19 protein-coding genes are annotated in these 16,636 nt (G+C 69.3%); 12 read left to right on the top strand and 7 right to left on the bottom strand.

Annotation, left to right across the window (positions count from 1 at the left end):
- The first annotated feature begins 160 nt into the window (after nucleotides 1-160).
- The 6 genes from ACPL7H_RS04670 (at nucleotide 161) to trxA (ending at nucleotide 5,236) form a co-directional block, all read left to right on the top strand.
- Nucleotides 161-1,168 carry a lysostaphin resistance A-like protein gene (locus ACPL7H_RS04670; protein WP_424795929.1) on the top strand — a complete coding sequence of 336 codons (1,008 nt, stop codon included), beginning with the start codon at nucleotides 161-163 and terminating at the stop codon, nucleotides 1,166-1,168.
- A gap of 85 nt (nucleotides 1,169-1,253) precedes the next feature.
- Nucleotides 1,254-1,961 (top strand): TetR family transcriptional regulator, encoded by a 708-nt coding sequence (locus tag ACPL7H_RS04665; RefSeq protein WP_424795928.1) that lies wholly within the window; start codon nucleotides 1,254-1,256, stop codon nucleotides 1,959-1,961.
- Between the two features lie 20 nt (nucleotides 1,962-1,981).
- Complete coding sequence (locus ACPL7H_RS04660; protein WP_424795927.1) at nucleotides 1,982-2,773, top strand: GNAT family N-acetyltransferase; 792 nt, start codon at nucleotides 1,982-1,984, stop codon at nucleotides 2,771-2,773.
- Nucleotides 2,774-2,873: 100 nt separating this feature from the next.
- The gene (locus ACPL7H_RS04655) at nucleotides 2,874-3,659 is read left to right on the top strand and encodes a DUF5701 family protein (protein WP_424795926.1); all 786 of its coding nucleotides are present in this window, start codon (nucleotides 2,874-2,876) and stop codon (nucleotides 3,657-3,659) included.
- Nucleotides 3,660-3,718: 59 nt separating this feature from the next.
- Complete coding sequence (locus ACPL7H_RS04650; protein ID WP_424795925.1) at nucleotides 3,719-4,765, top strand: Rv2578c family radical SAM protein; 1,047 nt, start codon at nucleotides 3,719-3,721, stop codon at nucleotides 4,763-4,765.
- 96 nt (nucleotides 4,766-4,861) lie between these two features.
- A complete protein-coding gene (trxA, locus tag ACPL7H_RS04645; RefSeq protein ID WP_424795924.1) occupies nucleotides 4,862-5,236 on the top strand; it encodes a thioredoxin in 375 nt (124 codons plus the stop codon).
- Between the two features lie 291 nt (nucleotides 5,237-5,527).
- Here the strand turns inward: trxA and ACPL7H_RS04640 are convergent, their stop codons facing one another.
- The 5 genes from ACPL7H_RS04640 to fdxA form a co-directional block, all read right to left on the bottom strand.
- The gene (locus ACPL7H_RS04640) at nucleotides 5,528-6,376 is read right to left on the bottom strand and encodes a universal stress protein (RefSeq protein WP_424795923.1); all 849 of its coding nucleotides are present in this window, start codon (nucleotides 6,374-6,376) and stop codon (nucleotides 5,528-5,530) included.
- A 110-nt stretch (nucleotides 6,377-6,486) separates the two neighbouring features.
- On the bottom strand, nucleotides 6,487-7,380 hold the full coding sequence (locus tag ACPL7H_RS04635) for an NAD-dependent epimerase/dehydratase family protein (protein WP_424795922.1): 894 nt from the start codon (nucleotides 7,378-7,380) through the stop codon (nucleotides 6,487-6,489).
- Nucleotides 7,380-7,760, bottom strand: a complete 381-nt coding sequence (locus tag ACPL7H_RS04630) for a LuxR family transcriptional regulator (protein WP_424795921.1) — start codon at nucleotides 7,758-7,760, stop codon at nucleotides 7,380-7,382. The genes ACPL7H_RS04635 and ACPL7H_RS04630 overlap by 1 nt, the downstream gene beginning before the upstream one ends.
- A 68-nt stretch (nucleotides 7,761-7,828) precedes the next feature.
- Nucleotides 7,829-8,593, bottom strand: a complete 765-nt coding sequence (locus ACPL7H_RS04625) for a helix-turn-helix transcriptional regulator (protein ID WP_424795920.1) — start codon at nucleotides 8,591-8,593, stop codon at nucleotides 7,829-7,831.
- Entirely contained in the window at nucleotides 8,590-8,943 is a 354-nt protein-coding gene (gene fdxA / locus ACPL7H_RS04620) for a ferredoxin (RefSeq protein ID WP_424795919.1), read from the bottom strand. Before fdxA ends, ACPL7H_RS04625 begins: the two co-directional genes overlap by 4 nt.
- Nucleotides 8,944-9,052: 109 nt before the next feature.
- Between fdxA and ACPL7H_RS04615 the strand changes: the two genes are divergently transcribed.
- On the top strand, nucleotides 9,053-10,180 hold the full coding sequence (locus tag ACPL7H_RS04615) for a mechanosensitive ion channel family protein (RefSeq protein WP_424795918.1): 1,128 nt from the start codon (nucleotides 9,053-9,055) through the stop codon (nucleotides 10,178-10,180).
- Nucleotides 10,181-10,199: 19 nt separating this feature from the next.
- Here ACPL7H_RS04615 and ACPL7H_RS04610 read toward each other — a convergent pair whose 3' ends face one another.
- Together ACPL7H_RS04610 and ACPL7H_RS04605 are read right to left on the bottom strand one after the other, a co-directional pair.
- The gene (locus ACPL7H_RS04610; protein ID WP_424786265.1) at nucleotides 10,200-10,403 is read right to left on the bottom strand and encodes a hypothetical protein; all 204 of its coding nucleotides are present in this window, start codon (nucleotides 10,401-10,403) and stop codon (nucleotides 10,200-10,202) included.
- Nucleotides 10,404-10,588: 185 nt separating this feature from the next.
- Nucleotides 10,589-12,898 carry an FdhF/YdeP family oxidoreductase gene (locus tag ACPL7H_RS04605; protein ID WP_424795917.1) on the bottom strand — a complete coding sequence of 770 codons (2,310 nt, stop codon included), beginning with the start codon at nucleotides 12,896-12,898 and terminating at the stop codon, nucleotides 10,589-10,591.
- Nucleotides 12,899-12,984: 86 nt separating this feature from the next.
- Between ACPL7H_RS04605 and fdhD the strand changes: the two genes are divergently transcribed.
- The 5 genes from fdhD to ACPL7H_RS04580 all read left to right on the top strand — a co-directional run bounded on the left by fdhD (nucleotide 12,985) and on the right by ACPL7H_RS04580 (nucleotide 16,631).
- On the top strand, nucleotides 12,985-13,827 hold the full coding sequence (fdhD, locus tag ACPL7H_RS04600) for a formate dehydrogenase accessory sulfurtransferase FdhD (protein ID WP_424789274.1): 843 nt from the start codon (nucleotides 12,985-12,987) through the stop codon (nucleotides 13,825-13,827).
- A 203-nt stretch (nucleotides 13,828-14,030) separates the two neighbouring features.
- Complete coding sequence (locus tag ACPL7H_RS04595; protein WP_424795916.1) at nucleotides 14,031-14,153, top strand: hypothetical protein; 123 nt, start codon at nucleotides 14,031-14,033, stop codon at nucleotides 14,151-14,153.
- A 157-nt stretch (nucleotides 14,154-14,310) separates the two neighbouring features.
- Nucleotides 14,311-14,445 carry a hypothetical protein gene (locus ACPL7H_RS04590; RefSeq protein ID WP_424789276.1) on the top strand — a complete coding sequence of 45 codons (135 nt, stop codon included), beginning with the start codon at nucleotides 14,311-14,313 and terminating at the stop codon, nucleotides 14,443-14,445.
- 1 nt (nucleotide 14,446) lies between these two features.
- On the top strand, nucleotides 14,447-15,124 hold the full coding sequence (locus ACPL7H_RS04585) for an ArsR/SmtB family transcription factor (protein ID WP_424795915.1): 678 nt from the start codon (nucleotides 14,447-14,449) through the stop codon (nucleotides 15,122-15,124).
- Between the two features lie 142 nt (nucleotides 15,125-15,266).
- Entirely contained in the window at nucleotides 15,267-16,631 is a 1,365-nt protein-coding gene (locus ACPL7H_RS04580) for an MFS transporter (RefSeq protein ID WP_424789278.1), read from the top strand.
- The last annotated feature ends 5 nt before the right edge of the window (nucleotides 16,632-16,636 follow it).

The following is a 16,636-nucleotide window of genomic DNA, read 5'->3' as shown; positions in this document are numbered from 1 at the left end:
GCTCACATAAAAGTTCGGGATGCCGAACTTTACTACCATGGGAGCCGGCCGTGCAGCCGACGCCGGTAGCCGGTATCGCCACGTCGGCGCCGGGCCATCGCACTACGATGCTGGGCGTACGGGGCACAGCCGTGGCCCGGAGATGGCCCGGAGGAGATCCATGCGTCGACCCAGCGCTCAGATCGCCCTGTTCGTGGTGGTGTCCATCGCGCTCGCCTGGGCGGTGGCTCTGCCGCTGTGGCTCGGTGACGGTCTGGCAGATCGCCGGTTCGGGCTGCTCGCGACGGCCATGATGTTCACCCCCACCGTGGCCGCACTGGTGGTCGTGCTGCTGATCAGCCGACCCACCCGGATCCTGTACGCCCTGGGCCTCTGGCCGTTGGGCAGACCGGGCCGGTTCATCGGCTACCTCACCCTCGCCATCGTGGTGCCGACGGCGCTGTGCCTGGTGGCACTGCCGGTCGGCGCTTGGCTCGGCGTGTACCCGGCCGACTTCGCGAACCTGTCCGCCTTCGCGCAACTTCTCGAGCAGCAGGGCGTGCCGGATATGGGGGTACCGATCCAGGTGCTGGCGGCCCTGCAACTGATCAATGTCTTCGTCGCCGCCTTCCTCAACCTGATCCCCGCCCTGGGCGAGGAGATCGGCTGGCGGGGTTGGCTGCTTCCCAAGTTGATGCCGCTCGGCCCGCTCGGAGCGATCGCGGTCTCCGGTGTGATCTGGGGAGTGTGGCACGCTCCGATCATTCTGCTCGGCTACAACTACCCGCTCGCACCGGGGTGGCTCGGTCTGCTGATGATGACCGGCATGTGCATCCTCATCGGTGGGGTGTTCGGCTGGCTCCGATTGCGCAGCGACTCGGTCTGGCCGGCCGCGCTGGCCCACGGCGCTTTCAATGCCGCCGCGGGTTCCTTCGTCATCTTCGCCATGGCCGGCGAGACCGTGGACACCGTTCACGCGAGCGTCCTGGGCTGGTCGGGGTGGATCGTGCCGGCGCTGTTGCTGGCACTGATCGTGGCCACCGGCAAGTTCCGGCTGCGGGCCAACCCGGCCGTGGTGGCAGCCGACGCCATCGGGACGGGTGGGCTCCTCCGACGAGGCACGGACCGTCGTGCCGGCGCGGCCCGGACAGCCGGGCAGCCCACCCGGACACGCTCCGACGGCGCATGACCGTGACGGCGACCCGCAGGCTCCGCGCACCTGACGGTCCCGGTTCGCCTTGTCCCTGGCTAAACGCTCACATAGCCTGGTAAACATGCGTTCAGTTCCGCCCTCGTCCCTGCACTCGGCGTCCACTGGTTCCCGATCCGAGCGCGCCGCCGCCGACCTGACCGCCCGGGCACGGCTGCGCGACGCGGCGGTCGAAGTGTTCGGCGACGTCGGCTTCGACGCCTCGGTGCGTGCGATCGCCGCCCGCGCCGGGGTCTCGGCGGCGCTGGTGATCCACCACTTCGGGTCCAAGGAGAAGTTGCGCACCGTGTGCGATGAGCACGTCGCCGCCCTGGTGGCAGAGGCCAAGCAGGACTCGGTCGGCACGGACCCGAGCGGCACCCTGCTCAACCAGCTCGCGACGATGGACTCCTACGCGTGGCTGGTGGGCTACATCATGCAGTCCTTCGCCGGCGGCGGCGCACTCGCCAGCCACCTGTTCGACCTCATGGTCGCCGATGCCCAGGCGTACATCGCCGAGGCGGTGCGCCTGGGGACCGTGCGGGAGAGCGTGGATCCGGCTGCTCGCGCCAAGTTCCTGGTCAGCACCGGAGTAGGTTCGCTGCTGCTGATGATGCGGCTGGATCAGCCCGGCCCGGACGCCGATTACGCGGCACTGCTACAGCGCTGGAGCGCCGAGTTCATGGTCCCCGCGCTGGAGTTGTACAGCCACGGCTTCTTCACCGACGACTCGGTGCTCCAGACGTATCTGGACCACCTGGCCCAGACCCGGGCGGCCCAGTCCCACTCGTGATCCCGGGGCAGAATGGTGGCGTGCTCGATAGCGCTGTGCTTGAACCGGTCGGCTCCCACGCCCACGCACTGGCGGTCTCCGGTGGCGACCCGTGGGTTCGCTGGTCGCTACCCTCCGATCCGGCGCCACGGATGTGGCGTAGTGAGTTCGCCCTCGCGGTGGAGCGCGAGGGCGGGCGCCGTCACAGTCTGACCGTGATCCCGCTCCCGGGCGCTCCGGACCCGGAAGCCGCGGTCGAGGCGGCCATCGCCCAGGCGGTGCGCTCCGGCCTCGTCGGCGAACTCGGAGTGCTGGGCATCTCCGTGCCCCAGGCCTACATCGGGGCGCTCGAGCGACAGGTTCGGGTGGATGGCGGCGGGGACTGGGAGTGGATGTGGACCCTGACCGCACCCGCACCGCTGGCCGCCGAGGCAGACCTGCTGCACCTGGACGACACGGACGACGCGGCCGAGATCCTCCAACTCTCCACCGATCACTCCCCGACTGCCGAGGGCGAGCCGGGTACCGGCCTCAGCGAGGTGTGGATCGGCGCCCGGGCCCCGGAAGGTGCCCTGATCGCCGCCGGCGCGATGCAGCGCCTGCCCTCCGGCGTGCCCTACCTGGCCGGGATCGTGGTGCACACCGCGTATCGCGGTCGAGGACTGGGGGCCGCGGTGACGGCCGCGTTGACCCGGGTTGGTCTGACTGATGCCGGCGTGTGCACACTGAGCATGTACTCCGACAACCCGGTTGCACGGCGCGCCTACCACCGCCTGGGCTACCGCACTGCGTGGGCATGGGCCTCCCGTTCGCTGGCTGCCGGCGCGGTCTGACCGGAACATTCCCACGATCGGGGGCGTTACCCCGATGCCATCCGCCTCTGCCTCCGGCGGCCGCCCAGCGGCTGTCCGGCCCGATGCCCCGTGAGGTTCGATGACGCCTTCCCGCGCCTCCACTGAGTCCGTTCCCCACAGCACCGCCGGGACCGCCCCCGGCCACGCCGACACCGAGACCGTCCCCGACCTCCACGATGACGTCCCCGCCCGCCACGATGGCGGCGCCGCCCGGGCTGTGAACGACCGCGCCCTGCCGCCGCTGCCGAGCACGATTCAGCAGGCCGAGAACCTGATCGCGCTGGGGGTCCCCGAACTCCTCCACCTCGAGGCCGAGCAGGTGCGCGGATTTGCTGCCGATGCCCTTCCCGGGGCGGCGGCCGGCCCGCCGCTGCTGGTTCTGCCCGGCGCGCCGGTCGCGGATCTGGCAGCCCTGATGCGTCGCGGCACCAAACCCGGTTTCGTGGTACAGGATATGACCGACGTGGATGACTTCACCCCCACCGGTATCGAGGTGCCCGAGACCCCGTACCTGCTCACCGACCCCGACCGCGGCGACCACCTGCGCAACGCCAGCCCGGCGGAGGCTCTGGAGCGACTGACCGCCGAGGCGCGCACTCCCCTGACCCTGACCGAGGGCATCTTCTGGGTGCTCGCCCAGCCCGAGGCGCTGGAGCCGAACTACTGCTTCATGACGATCGCCTCCCGGTTGCGCAAACCCCATGGTCGCCTCGACGCCCGCACCCCCGCCCTGTGGATTTCCGGTGGCACCGGGCGCGACGGGACGGAACGCAAGAACGCGCCGAAGGTCGGCTGGTGCTGGTGGCGCAATCGGCACACCTGGCTCGGCATCGCCTCAGTTGCGAGCCGGGTGGCGCTGCATTGAGCCGCACCACCGGAGTGTCATGACGTGACATCGCCTCGAACTTCTGTTCGACTGGAGTCATGCGATGGTCAGCACAGCAACTCGACGACCCCCAGGCACTCCTCCCGCTGCGTGGCCTGATCCGCAGCGTCCGCACGCCCGAGTTCGACGGTGTCACGTTCCACGAGGTCGCCTGCAAGTCGGCGCTGAACAAGGTGCCGGGCAACTCCCAGATGCCGTTCGGGTGGACAATCAACCCCACGCGGGGCTGCTTGCACCGCTGCACCTACTGCTTCGCTCGCAAGACCCACGAGTACCTGGACCTGGATGCCGGCCGGGACTTCGACACCCAGATCGTGGTGAAGACCAACATCGTGCAGGTGCTGCGGGCCGAACTGGCGCGGCCGTCCTGGCAGCGCGAACACGTGGCCCTGGGCACGAACTCCGACCCGTACATGCGCGCCGAGGGTCGTTATGAACTGATGCCCGGCATCATCGAAGCGCTGGCGCAGTCAGGCACCCCGATGTCGATCCTGACCAAGGGCCCGCTCCTGCGCCGCGATCTACCACTGCTGGCGACGACGGCTCCCGAGACCCAGATCGGGGTCTCGCTGGCGTTCATCGATCCACACCTGCAGCAACTCGTCGAACCGGGCACTCCCCCGCCGAAAGCACGCCTGGGCCTGATCCGGGCGGTGCGCGAAGCCGGACTGGATTGCCACGTGCTGGCCATGCCGATCCTGCCGTGGCTGACCGACGGCGATGAGCACCTGGAGGAACTGTTCACCGCGGTGCGCTCCTCGGGGGCGCAATGGATCAGCGCCGGTCCGTTGCACCTCAGACCGGGTGCTCGGGAGTGGTTCATGCGCTGGCTCGCCACCGAGCGACCGGGCCTGGTGGGCCGCTACCGGCGCCTGTACTCCGGATCTTCCTACGTACCCAACGACTACGCGCGCTGGCTCTCCACCCGGGTGGACCGGTTACGCCGTCGGCTCGGCTTCATCAGACCACAGCGATCAGGCGACGACGACGGCGCACCGGACCGGTGGCAGCGCTCACCCGAGCGGGTGGGACAAGTCCCGGGCACCCCGCCCGGGACAGAGCCGGCCCAGCCGGCTCTGTTCTGATCCGGCGATCACCCCTGCCCGGCGCCGCCCGGGGAATACACGGGATGTCCGACTGTTGTAGAACGTGCGACCGTTATCCCGATCGAGGAGCACTTCTTGTCCACCATCGACATCACCACCGAGAACTTCAGCGAGACCATCGAATCCAACGACATCGTGCTCGTGGACTTCTGGGCGGACTGGTGCGGACCGTGCAAACAGTTCGCTCCCATCTACGACAAGGTGTCCGAGGCGAACCCGGACGTGACGTTCGCCAAGGTCGACACCGAGGCTGAGCAAGCCCTGGCGGCACAGGCGCAGATCACCTCCATCCCCACCCTGATGGCCTTCCGCGAGGGCATCCTGGTGTTCAACCAGGCCGGCGCGCTACCGGAGAAGTCGCTGACCGAACTGGTCGGCGCCGTCAAGGACCTGGACATGGATGAGGTCAAAGCCAAGGTCGCCGAACAGCAGGGCAGCCAGCAGTCCTGATCCGGGGTGGTGCTGGGCGCGGTCCGTGCCGCGTGGCCGCACTAGCACCATGCGAGTAGCCGCAGTTTAGGCGGCGTGATCGCGGACCGACCCCCAGGGCGTTGCCGCAACTCGGCGCCATTGCCGGGTTGCGGCCTCGCGTCCCGGGGGGTGAATCCCCGGTGCGCCCGAGGGCGCATACCCATGCAGCCACGTTTCGGCCCCGGATTCCACCCTTAGCGACGTAGAGTTACAGATTCGTGATCTCCGGCACAGTACGCCGGCCCGACCAATCAAGGCCGCTGGGTTGGTTCAGGCAAGTACTGCCACCGGGCACGGGGCGTGGTGCAACACCCCGTGACTGATGGAACCGAGCAGCATCGATCGGGCGGTCGACCGTCCCCGCGAGCCCACCACCAGCATCGAGGCGTCCTTGCCGGCCTCGCGCAGCGCATCGGCCGGATGGCCCCGCATCACCGTGCGATGGACCTGCAGGTCGGGGTACTGGGTACGGATCGGGCCCACCTGCTTCTCCAGGTCGTTCTCGGCCTCGACCACAATCCCCTCCAACCAGGAGCCGTAGGTCTCGACCGGTCCGAACCACGGCGGCTCGGTCACCACCCGCACCGGCTTGAGCGCGACCCCCCGGGAGTGGGCCTGCGCCGCCGCGAAAGCCAGCGCGCGATCCGACTGCTCCGAGCCGTCGACTCCCACGACGACCGGACCCGAACCCGCACCCTGCTCGGGCACGATCACCAGTGGCGCACCGGAGGCGATGGTCAGGCTCCGGCTCGTCGACCCGAGCACCATACCGGCGAAACCGCCCCGGCCCCGCGAGCCGGTGACCACCAGGTGGGCGCCGATGGACTGATGGGTCAGTTCCTCGACCGCATCGCCCACCCGGAGCACCGCCTCCACCTCCAGGTCCGGATGCTGTGCCTGCGCCGCCTTCTTGGCGTCGGCCAGGACACCCATGGCGCGCTCCTCCTGCTCGGTGTGCACCTCGGCGTCGTGCGGGCGCACGTCCGCCCACTGCTCGAACACCGTCACGATCCGCAACGGCATACCCAGCCTGTGTGCCTCACCTGCCGCCCACGTCACCGCACTCGCCGCGTGGGGTGATCCGTCGGTCCCGACGACGATCTGTTTGCCAGCACTCATGATGGCCTCCCTCTCCCAAGGTCCTCGAGAAGTTCAGATGCTTCCATTGCATCGTGGCGGCAACGGCGGCGCCAGTGTCGAAGGTCCCGGTCGGTGATCGGGCAGCCCGGTTACTCCCCCGCCCGGCAGCGCTCCTTCAACTCCGCCACGCTCAGGTCCGGGGCGCTGAAGCCGAACACTCGCCGGGCCGGCTCCAGATCCATCGGGACCTGCCGACCGGTGAACTCACGCGTGCGCGGCACGTCCGGTAGATACGCGTCGAGCAGTTCGATGGTGTCCTGCGGCATGCACGTGGTCGGTGCCGCCACATAGGCCACGTGCACCCCGGGTTCGCGGGGTTGCAGGGCATCGACGGCGGCGCGAGCACCGTCCTCGGTGGTCAGGTAGGCCCACAGGTCCGCTGCGCCCTCGGCCGGATCGTCCCACTGCCCGGCAAAGGCGTCGGGCAGTCGATCGCCGAACCCCCCGGTGAGCGGGTACCGCAGTGCCACGATGTCCAGACCGTGACGCCGGTGAGCCGCCCGTGCGGTCTCCTCATCGACCCACTTCGACAGCGAGTACGGGTCGGCTGCCTGGGTGGGCGCCAGGTGGTCCACCGGAACATACGGCGGCTGCACCGGGTGTGGGCTGAACCGCACCCCCAGGGCGTTGATGCTGGAGGCGATCACGACCCGGGAGATGCCAGCCGCCGCTGCCGCCTCCAGGGTCACGTAGGTGCCCGAGACGTTGCCGGAGAAGACCACGTGGTCCTCGTCCACGTCCGGAGTGGGCGCGGCCGCCAGGTGGATCACCGCGTCGGCGCCCTCGATCGCCTCGGCGACAGCCTCCGGGTCCGCCGCCGAGCCGACCACCGCTCGGTCGGTGTCCAGATCCGGGTGCTCGCGTCGATTCAGGGACGTGGAGCCGATCCCCCGCCGTCGCAGTTCCGCCAGTACCCCGGTGCCGATCAGCCCGGAGGACCCGGTCACCAGGACATGACGCGGTTCGGGGTGTCGTGTGCCCATCAAGATTCACCTTCCTGCTCACTAGGGTCCTGGGAGGTCGCCCGGTGCGGGGTGACCGTGGAAGTCAGCAGCACCACCGCTTCCTCCAGCGCGCCCAGGTCATGCCGCACCGGCGGGATCACCACGTACTCACCGGTGCGCCCCACCCACACCTGCCGGTCGGTGCAGTGCAGGCGCACCTGTCCGCTCAGGACCTGCAAGGTGGCCTCCTCCGGGGTGTCGTGTTCACCCAGGTGTCGCCCGGCGGCCAGGGCGATCAGAGTCTGGCGCAGTACGTGCTCGCGACCACCGTGGATGGTCCGCGCCGCGCGGCCGGCCTTGTTGCTGCGGGCCTTCTGCAGCAGCGTGGTGCCCAGATCGGCCAGCGAAACACTGTCCATGGATCCTCCTCGGGCTCCATCATGCCTGCTAGCACAGTCCCTCGCCCGGGCAGGAGCCCGATCGGCGCCTACCCGCGGGAGGGACCCGGCGCCAACGGACGCAGGTGCGCCACGCACAGATCCGGCTGGGCGAACGGGACCAGCTCGGTGACCTCGGTGCCACTCTTCCACTCCCCCATGGCCCCCTGCATCAGGCCCAGATGCAGAGAACAGACCACGGTGGGGAACTCAGCAACCAGATCCAGGAACGGACAGTGCCGAAGGCCTACCGAACCGGGCTGTCCCGGTTGCAGGCCGGGATCGAAATCCATCTCCTCCATCAGGTGCATCAGGCGCTCGGTGCCGGGGGCAGCGCCCGCGCCAGGTTCCTCATCGGAGGCAGCCGGGCCCCCGAGTTCCTCCGCGTGCGCGGCACCCCACCGGCGCCCGGCCTCGATCGCCCGGGACCGAGGATCCGGCCCGGCCGCGATGTCTTGGGCCAGGATGCGCGCCAGTATCCGGTACTGGGTGGGCCCTGAGGGATCCATGCCCGGCACCGCGCGGAACAGTGCCGCGGGACGGCCGGGCCCGGTGGGCTTGCCCGCGACCTGCTCCACCTGGCCGGTTCGGCTCAATGCCTCGAGGTGGAACCGGACCGTGTTGGGATGGACGCTGAGTTGCTCGGCGATTCCGGCGATGCTCAGCGGTCCCTCGGCACTCTTCAACGCCCGGAGCACCTGCTCGCGCCGGCCGGGGCGGGCGGGTCGGGGACGCTGGATCGCCGCCCGGGCGGGCTCGGCCGGCTGGGCGGGCTCGGCCGGCTGGGTGGGCTCGGCCGGCTGGGTGGGCTTCATGACAGACCCCCCGGGGTCTGCGGGAGACTCCGGACCAACGCGGTGTCGCCGTCGAGCGCCCCAACTCGCGCGGCGCCGCCGGGTGAGTGCAGTGGCTCGGGCTGACCGGGCAGAGTCTCGGTGAAGAAGGCGGCGTTGTCCTCCAAGTAGGCGGCGAACGCGGACGGCAGATCGTCCTCGTAGTAGATCGCCTCAACCGGGCAGACCGGTTCACAAGCCCCACAGTCCACGCACTCGTCGGGCTGGATGTACAGGCTTCGGCCACCCTCGTAGATGCAGTCGACCGGACACTCGTCCACACACGAGCGGTCCATGACGTCCACACACGGCTGTGCGATCACGTACGTCATTGCCACAGTTTACACAATGATCCTTGGAGGAACTCGGGAGCGGCACCCCAACGGTGAGCCGGCTCACCGGCACTTGGCGTGGGCCGGGTTCAGCAGCCACAGTGGGGGCATGCCTGACGATCTGATACAACTGCTGACCTCCGCCGGCATTGCCCTGGCCATCGCGCTGGCGGTCGGCGTCGGCGTGCCCGCGCTGGCGTTGCGAATGGTGGGGCGATGGCCATCGGTGAAGTACCTGGTGCGGCGCACCCGAGTGCCGTTCCTGGTGCTGGCGCTGGTGATCGCCGCGAACGCCGTGGTAGCCGCGAACCGTCCTCGGGGGGAGGGGGCCGAACGGTGGGACCTGGTCGCCCACGTCCTGCAGGTGCTGTGGATCATCAACGTGGCCTGGCTGGTCACCGCGATCATCCTGTTCATCGTCGACGGTGTCGTGCACCGGGCCGGCAAGCGGATGGGAACCCGCGACGCGTTGCGGATGCAGACCCAGATGCACGTGACCCGCAGGGTGCTGCTGGTGCTGATGGTGGTCCTCACCGTGGCAGCAGTCCTGCTCACCTTCGAGGGCGTGCGTGCGGTCGGGGCGGGCCTGCTGGCCTCCGCGGGCCTGGCCTCGGTGGTGGCAGCGCTGGCGGCACAGTCCACGCTGGGCAACCTCTTCGCCGGCCTGCAACTGGCCTTCAGTGACGCCGTCCGACTCGATGACACGGTCATCGTCGAAGGCGAGTACGGCACGATCGAGGAGATCACCTTGACCTACGTGGTGGTCAAGATCTGGGACGAGCGCCGTCTGGTGCTGCCGTCCACCTACTTCACCGCCACCCCGTTCGAGAACTGGACCAGGCGCGATGACCGCATCACCGGCACGGTGTTCTTCGACCTCGATTGGCGGATCGACCTCGAAGGCCTGCGCGCGGAGTTCCACCGGGTGGTGAACGCCTCCGATCACTTCAACGGCCGCTCGGCGAACCTGGTCATCACCGATGCCAGCGCCGGCTACGTGCAGGTGCGCGCGAGCGTCAGCGCCGACGACCCCGACGCGGTGTGGTTCCTGCGGTTGGACGTCCGGGAATCCCTGGTGAAGTGGCTCCAGGAGCACAACCCCGAGGCGCTTCCACAGACCCGCGTGCGCATGCTCCCCGAACCCGGCCGCGCGACCGGCGCCAGGCAGGACGCCACCACTGCCGGAGCAGCCGGGAACACCGGTGGCCGCACGGGTGGGTCCATCACCCGGGGCTGAGTTCGACCCCGGGCTGAGGTCAGTGGCTCGCCTCCACGATGTAGCGCAGGAGCGCTGGATCGGTGGAGGTGATCCGCTCCACCTCCTCGCCCCCGTCGCATCGGCACAGCGCGATCCGCACCGATGTCTCTCCGCGAGCCACGACCTCCCAATCGCCGCCGGCGTTCTCCCAACGGCGCAGTACCGCCAGATCGTGGGAATCGCCGCTGGGTACCTGCGTCATCGCTGGTTCCTCCTGGACCGTCGCATCGTCGCTGTCGAACAGACCCGAGCCAACCGGGTATCGCACCACCTTACGCCCGCTGGGAGCCCAGGTCCCCCGAGTTGTCCCGAGCGTTCGGCCGGTCTGGCTGGATTGCCTCACTCTCGTCGTTCATCTTCACTGACCGCGCCCGGTGCGGGCGCATTTCACCGGGTCGGCTCGAGCCGGACCACCACCGACTTGTAGACCGGGGTGCCCGAGTCGATCGCGGTGTCATCCAGCGGCACCAGTACGTTCGTCTCGGGGAAGTAGGCTGCGGCGCACCCGCGCGGGGTGTCATAGACCACCACCCGGAACCCGGGGGCCCGGCGCTCCGAACCATCACGCCACTCCGAGACCAGGTCCACCAGGTCACCGTCGGCAAGTCCGAGTTCGGTCAGGTCGGCCTTGTTCACCATGACCACCCGTCGCCCTCCGGTGATCCCCCGGTAGCGATCATCCATCCCGTACACGGTGGTGTTGAACTGGTCGTGGGAGCGCAGCGTCTGCAGCAGCAGCCGCCCCGGTGGGACCTGCGGCCACCACAGGTCGTTGCGGCTGAATGTTGCCCTGGCGGTCTTGGTGTCGAAGGTGCGCACGTCGTGGGGACCGTGGGGCAGGCGGAATCCGCCGGGGTGGTCCAGCCTGGCCTCGAAATCGGTGAACCCGGGTACCACGGCCTCGATGTGGCGCCTGATCAGCCGGTAGTCAGCCGCCAGGCGCTCCCAGTCCGCCTCCGGCGCACCGGGAAGGGGACGGCCCCGGGAGTCGGTGAACAGCTCCCGGGCGATCCCGCACACGATGGCGATCTCCGAGCGCAACTGCTTCGACGGCGGCTGCAGGTGACCGGAGGAGGCGTGCACCATCGACATCGAGTCCTCCACGCTGACCCGCTGCCGCCCTCCGGCCCGGACGTCCAGGTCCGAGCGCGCCAGACAGGGCAGCAGCAGCGAGGCCCGTCCCGGCACCAGGTGGGTGTGGTTGAGCTTGGTGGCTACGTGCACCGTCATCGCACATGAGGCCAGCGCGGCCTCGGTGACGGCGGTGTCCGGGGCGGACTTGACGAAGTTTCCACCCATCGCCATGAAGAATCGGACCCGCCCGTCGCGCATCGCCCGCACCGCGTTCACGGTGTCCACCCCGTGCTCGATCGGTGGGGTGAAGGAGAACTCGGCGCCGAGTGCGTCCAGGAAGGGCTGGGGCATCTTCTCGTAGATCCCCATCGTGCGGTCCCCCTGCACGTTGGAATGCCCGCGCACCGGCAGCAGCCCGGCCCCGGCCTTGCCCAGGTTGCCCTGCAGCAGGGCTACGTTGACGATCTCGGTGATGGTGGGCACCGCGTGCCGGTGCTGGGTCAGGCCCATCGCCCAGGCGAAGACGGTGGCCTCGGAGGCCAGCAGCAACCCGCCCAGTTCTTCGATCTGGTCCCGGCTCAGGCCGCTGGCGGTCTCGATGTCCGCCCAGTCGGTTGCTGCCAGACCCGCGGCGTAGTCCTCGAAGCCGTGGGTGTGCTGCGCCAGGAACTCCTCATCGATCGCCCCGGCCCGGCCCGGGGTGCGCCGGCCGGCCCGGTGGGCGTCGAGTAGGAACTTGCCCAGCCCCTGGAACAGCGCCAGGTCACCGGCCAGGCGGACCGGGAGGTGCAGATCGGCCAACTGGGTACCCCGCCCGAGCAGGCCCCGGGCGCTCTGCGGGTTCTTGTACCGGCCCAGGCCGGCCTCACGCAGCGGGTTGATCGACACGATCGTGGCCCCGTTCCGCTTGGCCTTCTCCAGGGCGGTGAGCATCCGCGGGTGGTTGGTGCCGGCGTTCTGGCCGGCGATCACGATCAATTTGCTCACGTGCACGTCGTGCAGCGTGACCGACCCCTTACCGATCCCGATCGTGCGCCCCAGCGCCTCCCCGGAGGACTCGTGGCACATGTTCGAACAGTCCGGCAGATTGTTCGTGCCGAATCCGCGCACCATCAACTGGTACAGGAACGCTGCCTCGTTGGAGGTGCGCCCGGAGGTGTAGAACGCCGCCTGGTCCGGATGGGCGAGGGAGCGCAGTTCGGTGGCGATGCGCGTGAACGCCTGCTCCCACGTGGTGGGCCGGTAGTGCGTGTCCCCGGCCTCCTTGAGCATCGGGGTGGTCAGGCGGCCCTGGCGGTTCAGCCAATAGTCGTCGCGCCGGGCCAGATCGGCGATGGAGTGCTCGGCGAAGAACTCCGGGCGGACCCGTTTCCGGGTGGCCTCACTGGCCAGGGCCTTGGCGCCGTTCTCGCAGAACTCGGCATGACTTCGCTCCCCTGCCTCCGGGTCCGGCCACGCACAACTCATGCAGTCCACGCCGTCGGGCTGGTTGAGTTTCAACAGGCCGGCGGCGCCGCGCACCGGGCCCATCTCGCGCAGCACGTGCCGAAGTGCCGTGGTCACCCCCGCCGCCCCGACGGCGCTGTCCGGCGGCGTTGTGACCTTGAGCTCGTCCTCGGTCATGTCCGCACCGCCCTATCCTCGGGTGTGCGGTTCATCGTAGGCGCCTGCGCCTGCGCGGACCCGACGAAGCGGGAGGTGAGTTGCCGATGGCGCGGATCGTAAAACGATGGCCGGTGCTGCGCCTGGACGCCGACGGCGGGCGGCGGGAGCGGGCCGACCAGATCGCCGGTGAGGAACCGTTGGAGATCCGGGTGGGGGCCAGCGCATTCTCGGTGACGATGCGCACGCCGGGCTCCGACCTGGATCTGGTGATCGGGTTCCTGGTCTCCGAGGGCGTGATCCGGCGGTCGGACCAGGTGCGCCAGATCGCCTACGACGGCCTCACCCCGCAGGGAGAGCGTGACTACAACGTCGTCAGTGTGCACCTGAGCCAGGACGTGGTGCTGCCCGACCTGGCGCGGCACGTCTACACCACCTCCAGTTGCGGGGTGTGCGGGACCGCCTCGATCGAGGCGATCCGCAAGACCTCGGCGTACCCGGTAGCCGACGACGACGTCCGGTTCACCCTGGCCGACCTGCTGGCGCTGCCGCAGCGCCTGCGTGAGCGCCAGGAGGTCTTCGGGCGTACCGGTGGGGTCCATGCCGCGGCACTGTTCACCGCAGACGATGACGGTGCCCCGTCCGTGCTCTGCGTGCGGGAGGACGTGGGTCGCCACAACGCGGTGGACAAGGTGGTGGGCTGGGCGTTGCGAGAGGATCACCTTCCGCTGCGCGCCACGGTGCTGCAGGTCTCGGGGCGGGCCTCGTTCGAGTTGGTGCAGAAGGCAGCGATGGCAGGGGTCCCGGTGCTCTCGGCCGTCTCGGCACCCTCCGCCCTCGCGGTGGAACTGGCGCAGGAGGTGGGCCTGACCCTGGTCGCGTTCAACCGCGGTGACCGGCTGAACGTCTACACCGGAGCCCACCGGGTGGTGTCCGGCACGGACACCTGAGACAGCAGGTCAGGGCTGCTCGCGCATGCGCCTCAGTGGGCGATCCGTGTCCCTGGATCGCGTTCCTTCGCGCGCCGTAGCCGCCTGCGCCCGGCGCGGACGCTCACATCAGCGCATGCGCAACATCTCTTTCGCAATACCCCTTGCGCAATGCTCCTTTCGCAAGTAGTGTTGTGTTCACACCCACCGAAAGGACCAGCACCATGCGACGCATCGCCCCCACCTGCCTCCGCACCACTCGGCGCTCCCAGATCGCAGCCGAGGCCGCCCAGCACCGCCACGACCTGCACCGGGCCCAGGCCTCCCTGCACGCACGGCCGGTCTGATTCGGCGGCGAACCTGCCGGACTCGCCGGCAATGCGGAGCCCAGTCCGCGAGCGGCTCCCCCGCCCCACGCTCACAATGAACCTTTCGCAATACGTCTTGCGCAACGTCCCTTTCGCAAGTACTGTTGTGCATGAGCCACCAGAGAGGACGCAGATTATGCGCCGCACCACCCCGCACCTGAGCACCATCCGCCGCGCCACCACTCGACGCAGCCAGATCGCCGCCGAGATCGCCGAACGCCGGCAGGACCGCTTCCGCGCCCAGGCGACTCTGCACACCCGGGGTGCCTGAGGTGAGCGAAACGACCGCCTCCCCCGAGGACCAGGACCAACCCGGCCGGGCCGAGTACCGCAGCACCGACCCTGCGGTGATGCGGGCGCTGGCCCACCCGTTGCGGATCGAGATCATGGAGATCCTCGACGAGGTCACCGAGGCCACCGCAAGTGAGATCGCCGCCAAACTCGATCAGAGCGTGGCGAACTGCTCCTTCCACCTGCGGATCCTGGCTGGCGGCCGCTTCATCGAGCGGGCCGAACCCCGGGGCCGGGAGAAGCCGTGGCGTTCGATTCACAAGTCCCGCGACATGCGCCCTGATCGGGATGATCCCACCGGGATCGCAGAGTCGACCGAACTGGGCGCTCTCTACGTCCAGCGCGAGGCCGCCCGGGTGATCAAGTTCCTGCGCGAGGCGCCCGCCTATATGAAGGACCGCACGTGGGTGCCGGCGGTGACCGTGAACACCTCCACGTTCTGGGCCACCCCCGAGGAGATGGCCGAGCTCGCCGAGGACATCAAAGAACTGGTGGACCGGTTCGAGGGCCGCCGCGACCCTGCGAATCGGCCCGCCGGCGCCACCAAGGGTAGGTTCTTCGCCACCCTCAACCCGGACCTCGACGAGTTGCTGGCCCGAGCCCAGGACGTCGAAGCCGCCGGCGACAACGCCGACGGCAGCAGCGATCAGGCCCCTTGATCAGCACGGGCACCCACACCACACGCGACTTCCACCCGGCCCGCTCCGGATTCGGCTGACCCCATCGGATCCGCCCACGCCCGGCGCGCACCGGAGGTCGTCAATGCCGCCGACAGTTCCCCGAGGATGAGGACACCGATCCATGAGTACCCCACGCCCGGATGACGCCGAGACCGAGGCTCCGACCGCCGTCGCCGATCCCCCGATCGGCATCCAACCGGCTTCGCCCACGCCTGGTCAGCACCCCCCGGTGAAGCCGTCGCTGCGCGAGCGACTACCGCTGGCGATGCGCCACCAGTCCTTCCGGCGACTGACCCTGGCCTGGGTCAGCACGAACATCGGGGACAGTGCCCTGTTCCTGGTCCTGGCCATCTGGGTGCGGGAACTCACCGGCTCCGACAGCGCCGCCGGGCTGGTCTTCGCAGCACTCGGGTTGCCCGCTCTTCTCGCCCCCCTGGCTGGACAACTGGCCGATCGCGTCTCGCGGCGCCGGCTGCTGATCGCCACCAACGTGGGCGTCGGCCTGGTCGTGACCAGTCTGCTCACGGTGCAGGACGCCTCCGGCTTGTGGCTGATTTACGCGGTCACGTTCTGCTACGGTCTGGCCGCCTACCTGACCTCGGCTGCCCAGTCCGGACTGCTTCGCGACATGCTCAGCGATGACGAACTGCCCGGCGCGAACGGACTGTTCACCACGATCGACCAGGGCCTGCGGCTGATCAGTCCGCTGCTGGGCACCGGCCTGTTCGTCCTGACCGGCCCGCATGCCGTCGTGGTCCTGACCGCGACCTGCTTCCTGGTCACCGCCGCTGTGCTGACCACGGTACGCCTGAAAGAGTCGCCAGCACCGCAGGCCACCGATGCTCCCGGGGCGTTGCGACAACTCGGCGCTGGTTTCGGCGTGCTCTGGGGCGACCCCACCCTGCGCCTGATCACCATCGTGCTCGGGATCGCGGTGGGCATCACGGGATTTCTGAATGTGCTGGTCTTCCCTATCCTCGAGCAGGGGCTGGGGGTGGGCTCCCAGGCGCTGGGCATCGTCGTCACCGTCCAGGGTGTGGGCGCGGTGATCGGTGGGGCCACGAGCGCCGCGATCCTCAAACGCATCGGGGAGCGCCGCCTGGTCGGCGCGGGGCTGGGCGTGCTCAGCGGTGGGTTGGTCGGCTCCCTGGCGATCATCACGATCGTGCCCGCCGATGGCGCCTTCGGTCTGCTGCTGATAAGCCTCACCCTTGCCACCTCCGGGCTCGGCATCCCCTGGTTCGTGGTCGGGGCGTCGAACTACCGGATCCGGGTCACCCCTCCGGGCATCCAGGGCCGGGCGAGCGCGGCAATGAATATGGTCTTCAATGCGCCTCAGACCGCGGCCACGGTGGCCGGTGCGGGGATCATCCTGGTGATGGATTACCGGATCCTGCTCGCCCTCTGCGTGGTGGCCCTGATCGGGTGCGCGCTGGCCTGCCGGCCGTGGGCCGCAACGGCGCAGGTCATCGATAATTCCCGGTAGCAACG

This window comes from Pseudactinotalea sp. Z1732, assembly GCF_049724975.1.
Taxonomy (GTDB): domain Bacteria; phylum Actinomycetota; class Actinomycetes; order Actinomycetales; family Beutenbergiaceae; genus CALKWS01.
Note: the sequence above shows the minus strand (reverse complement) of the source record. Positions and strands in the feature narration are given on the sequence as shown.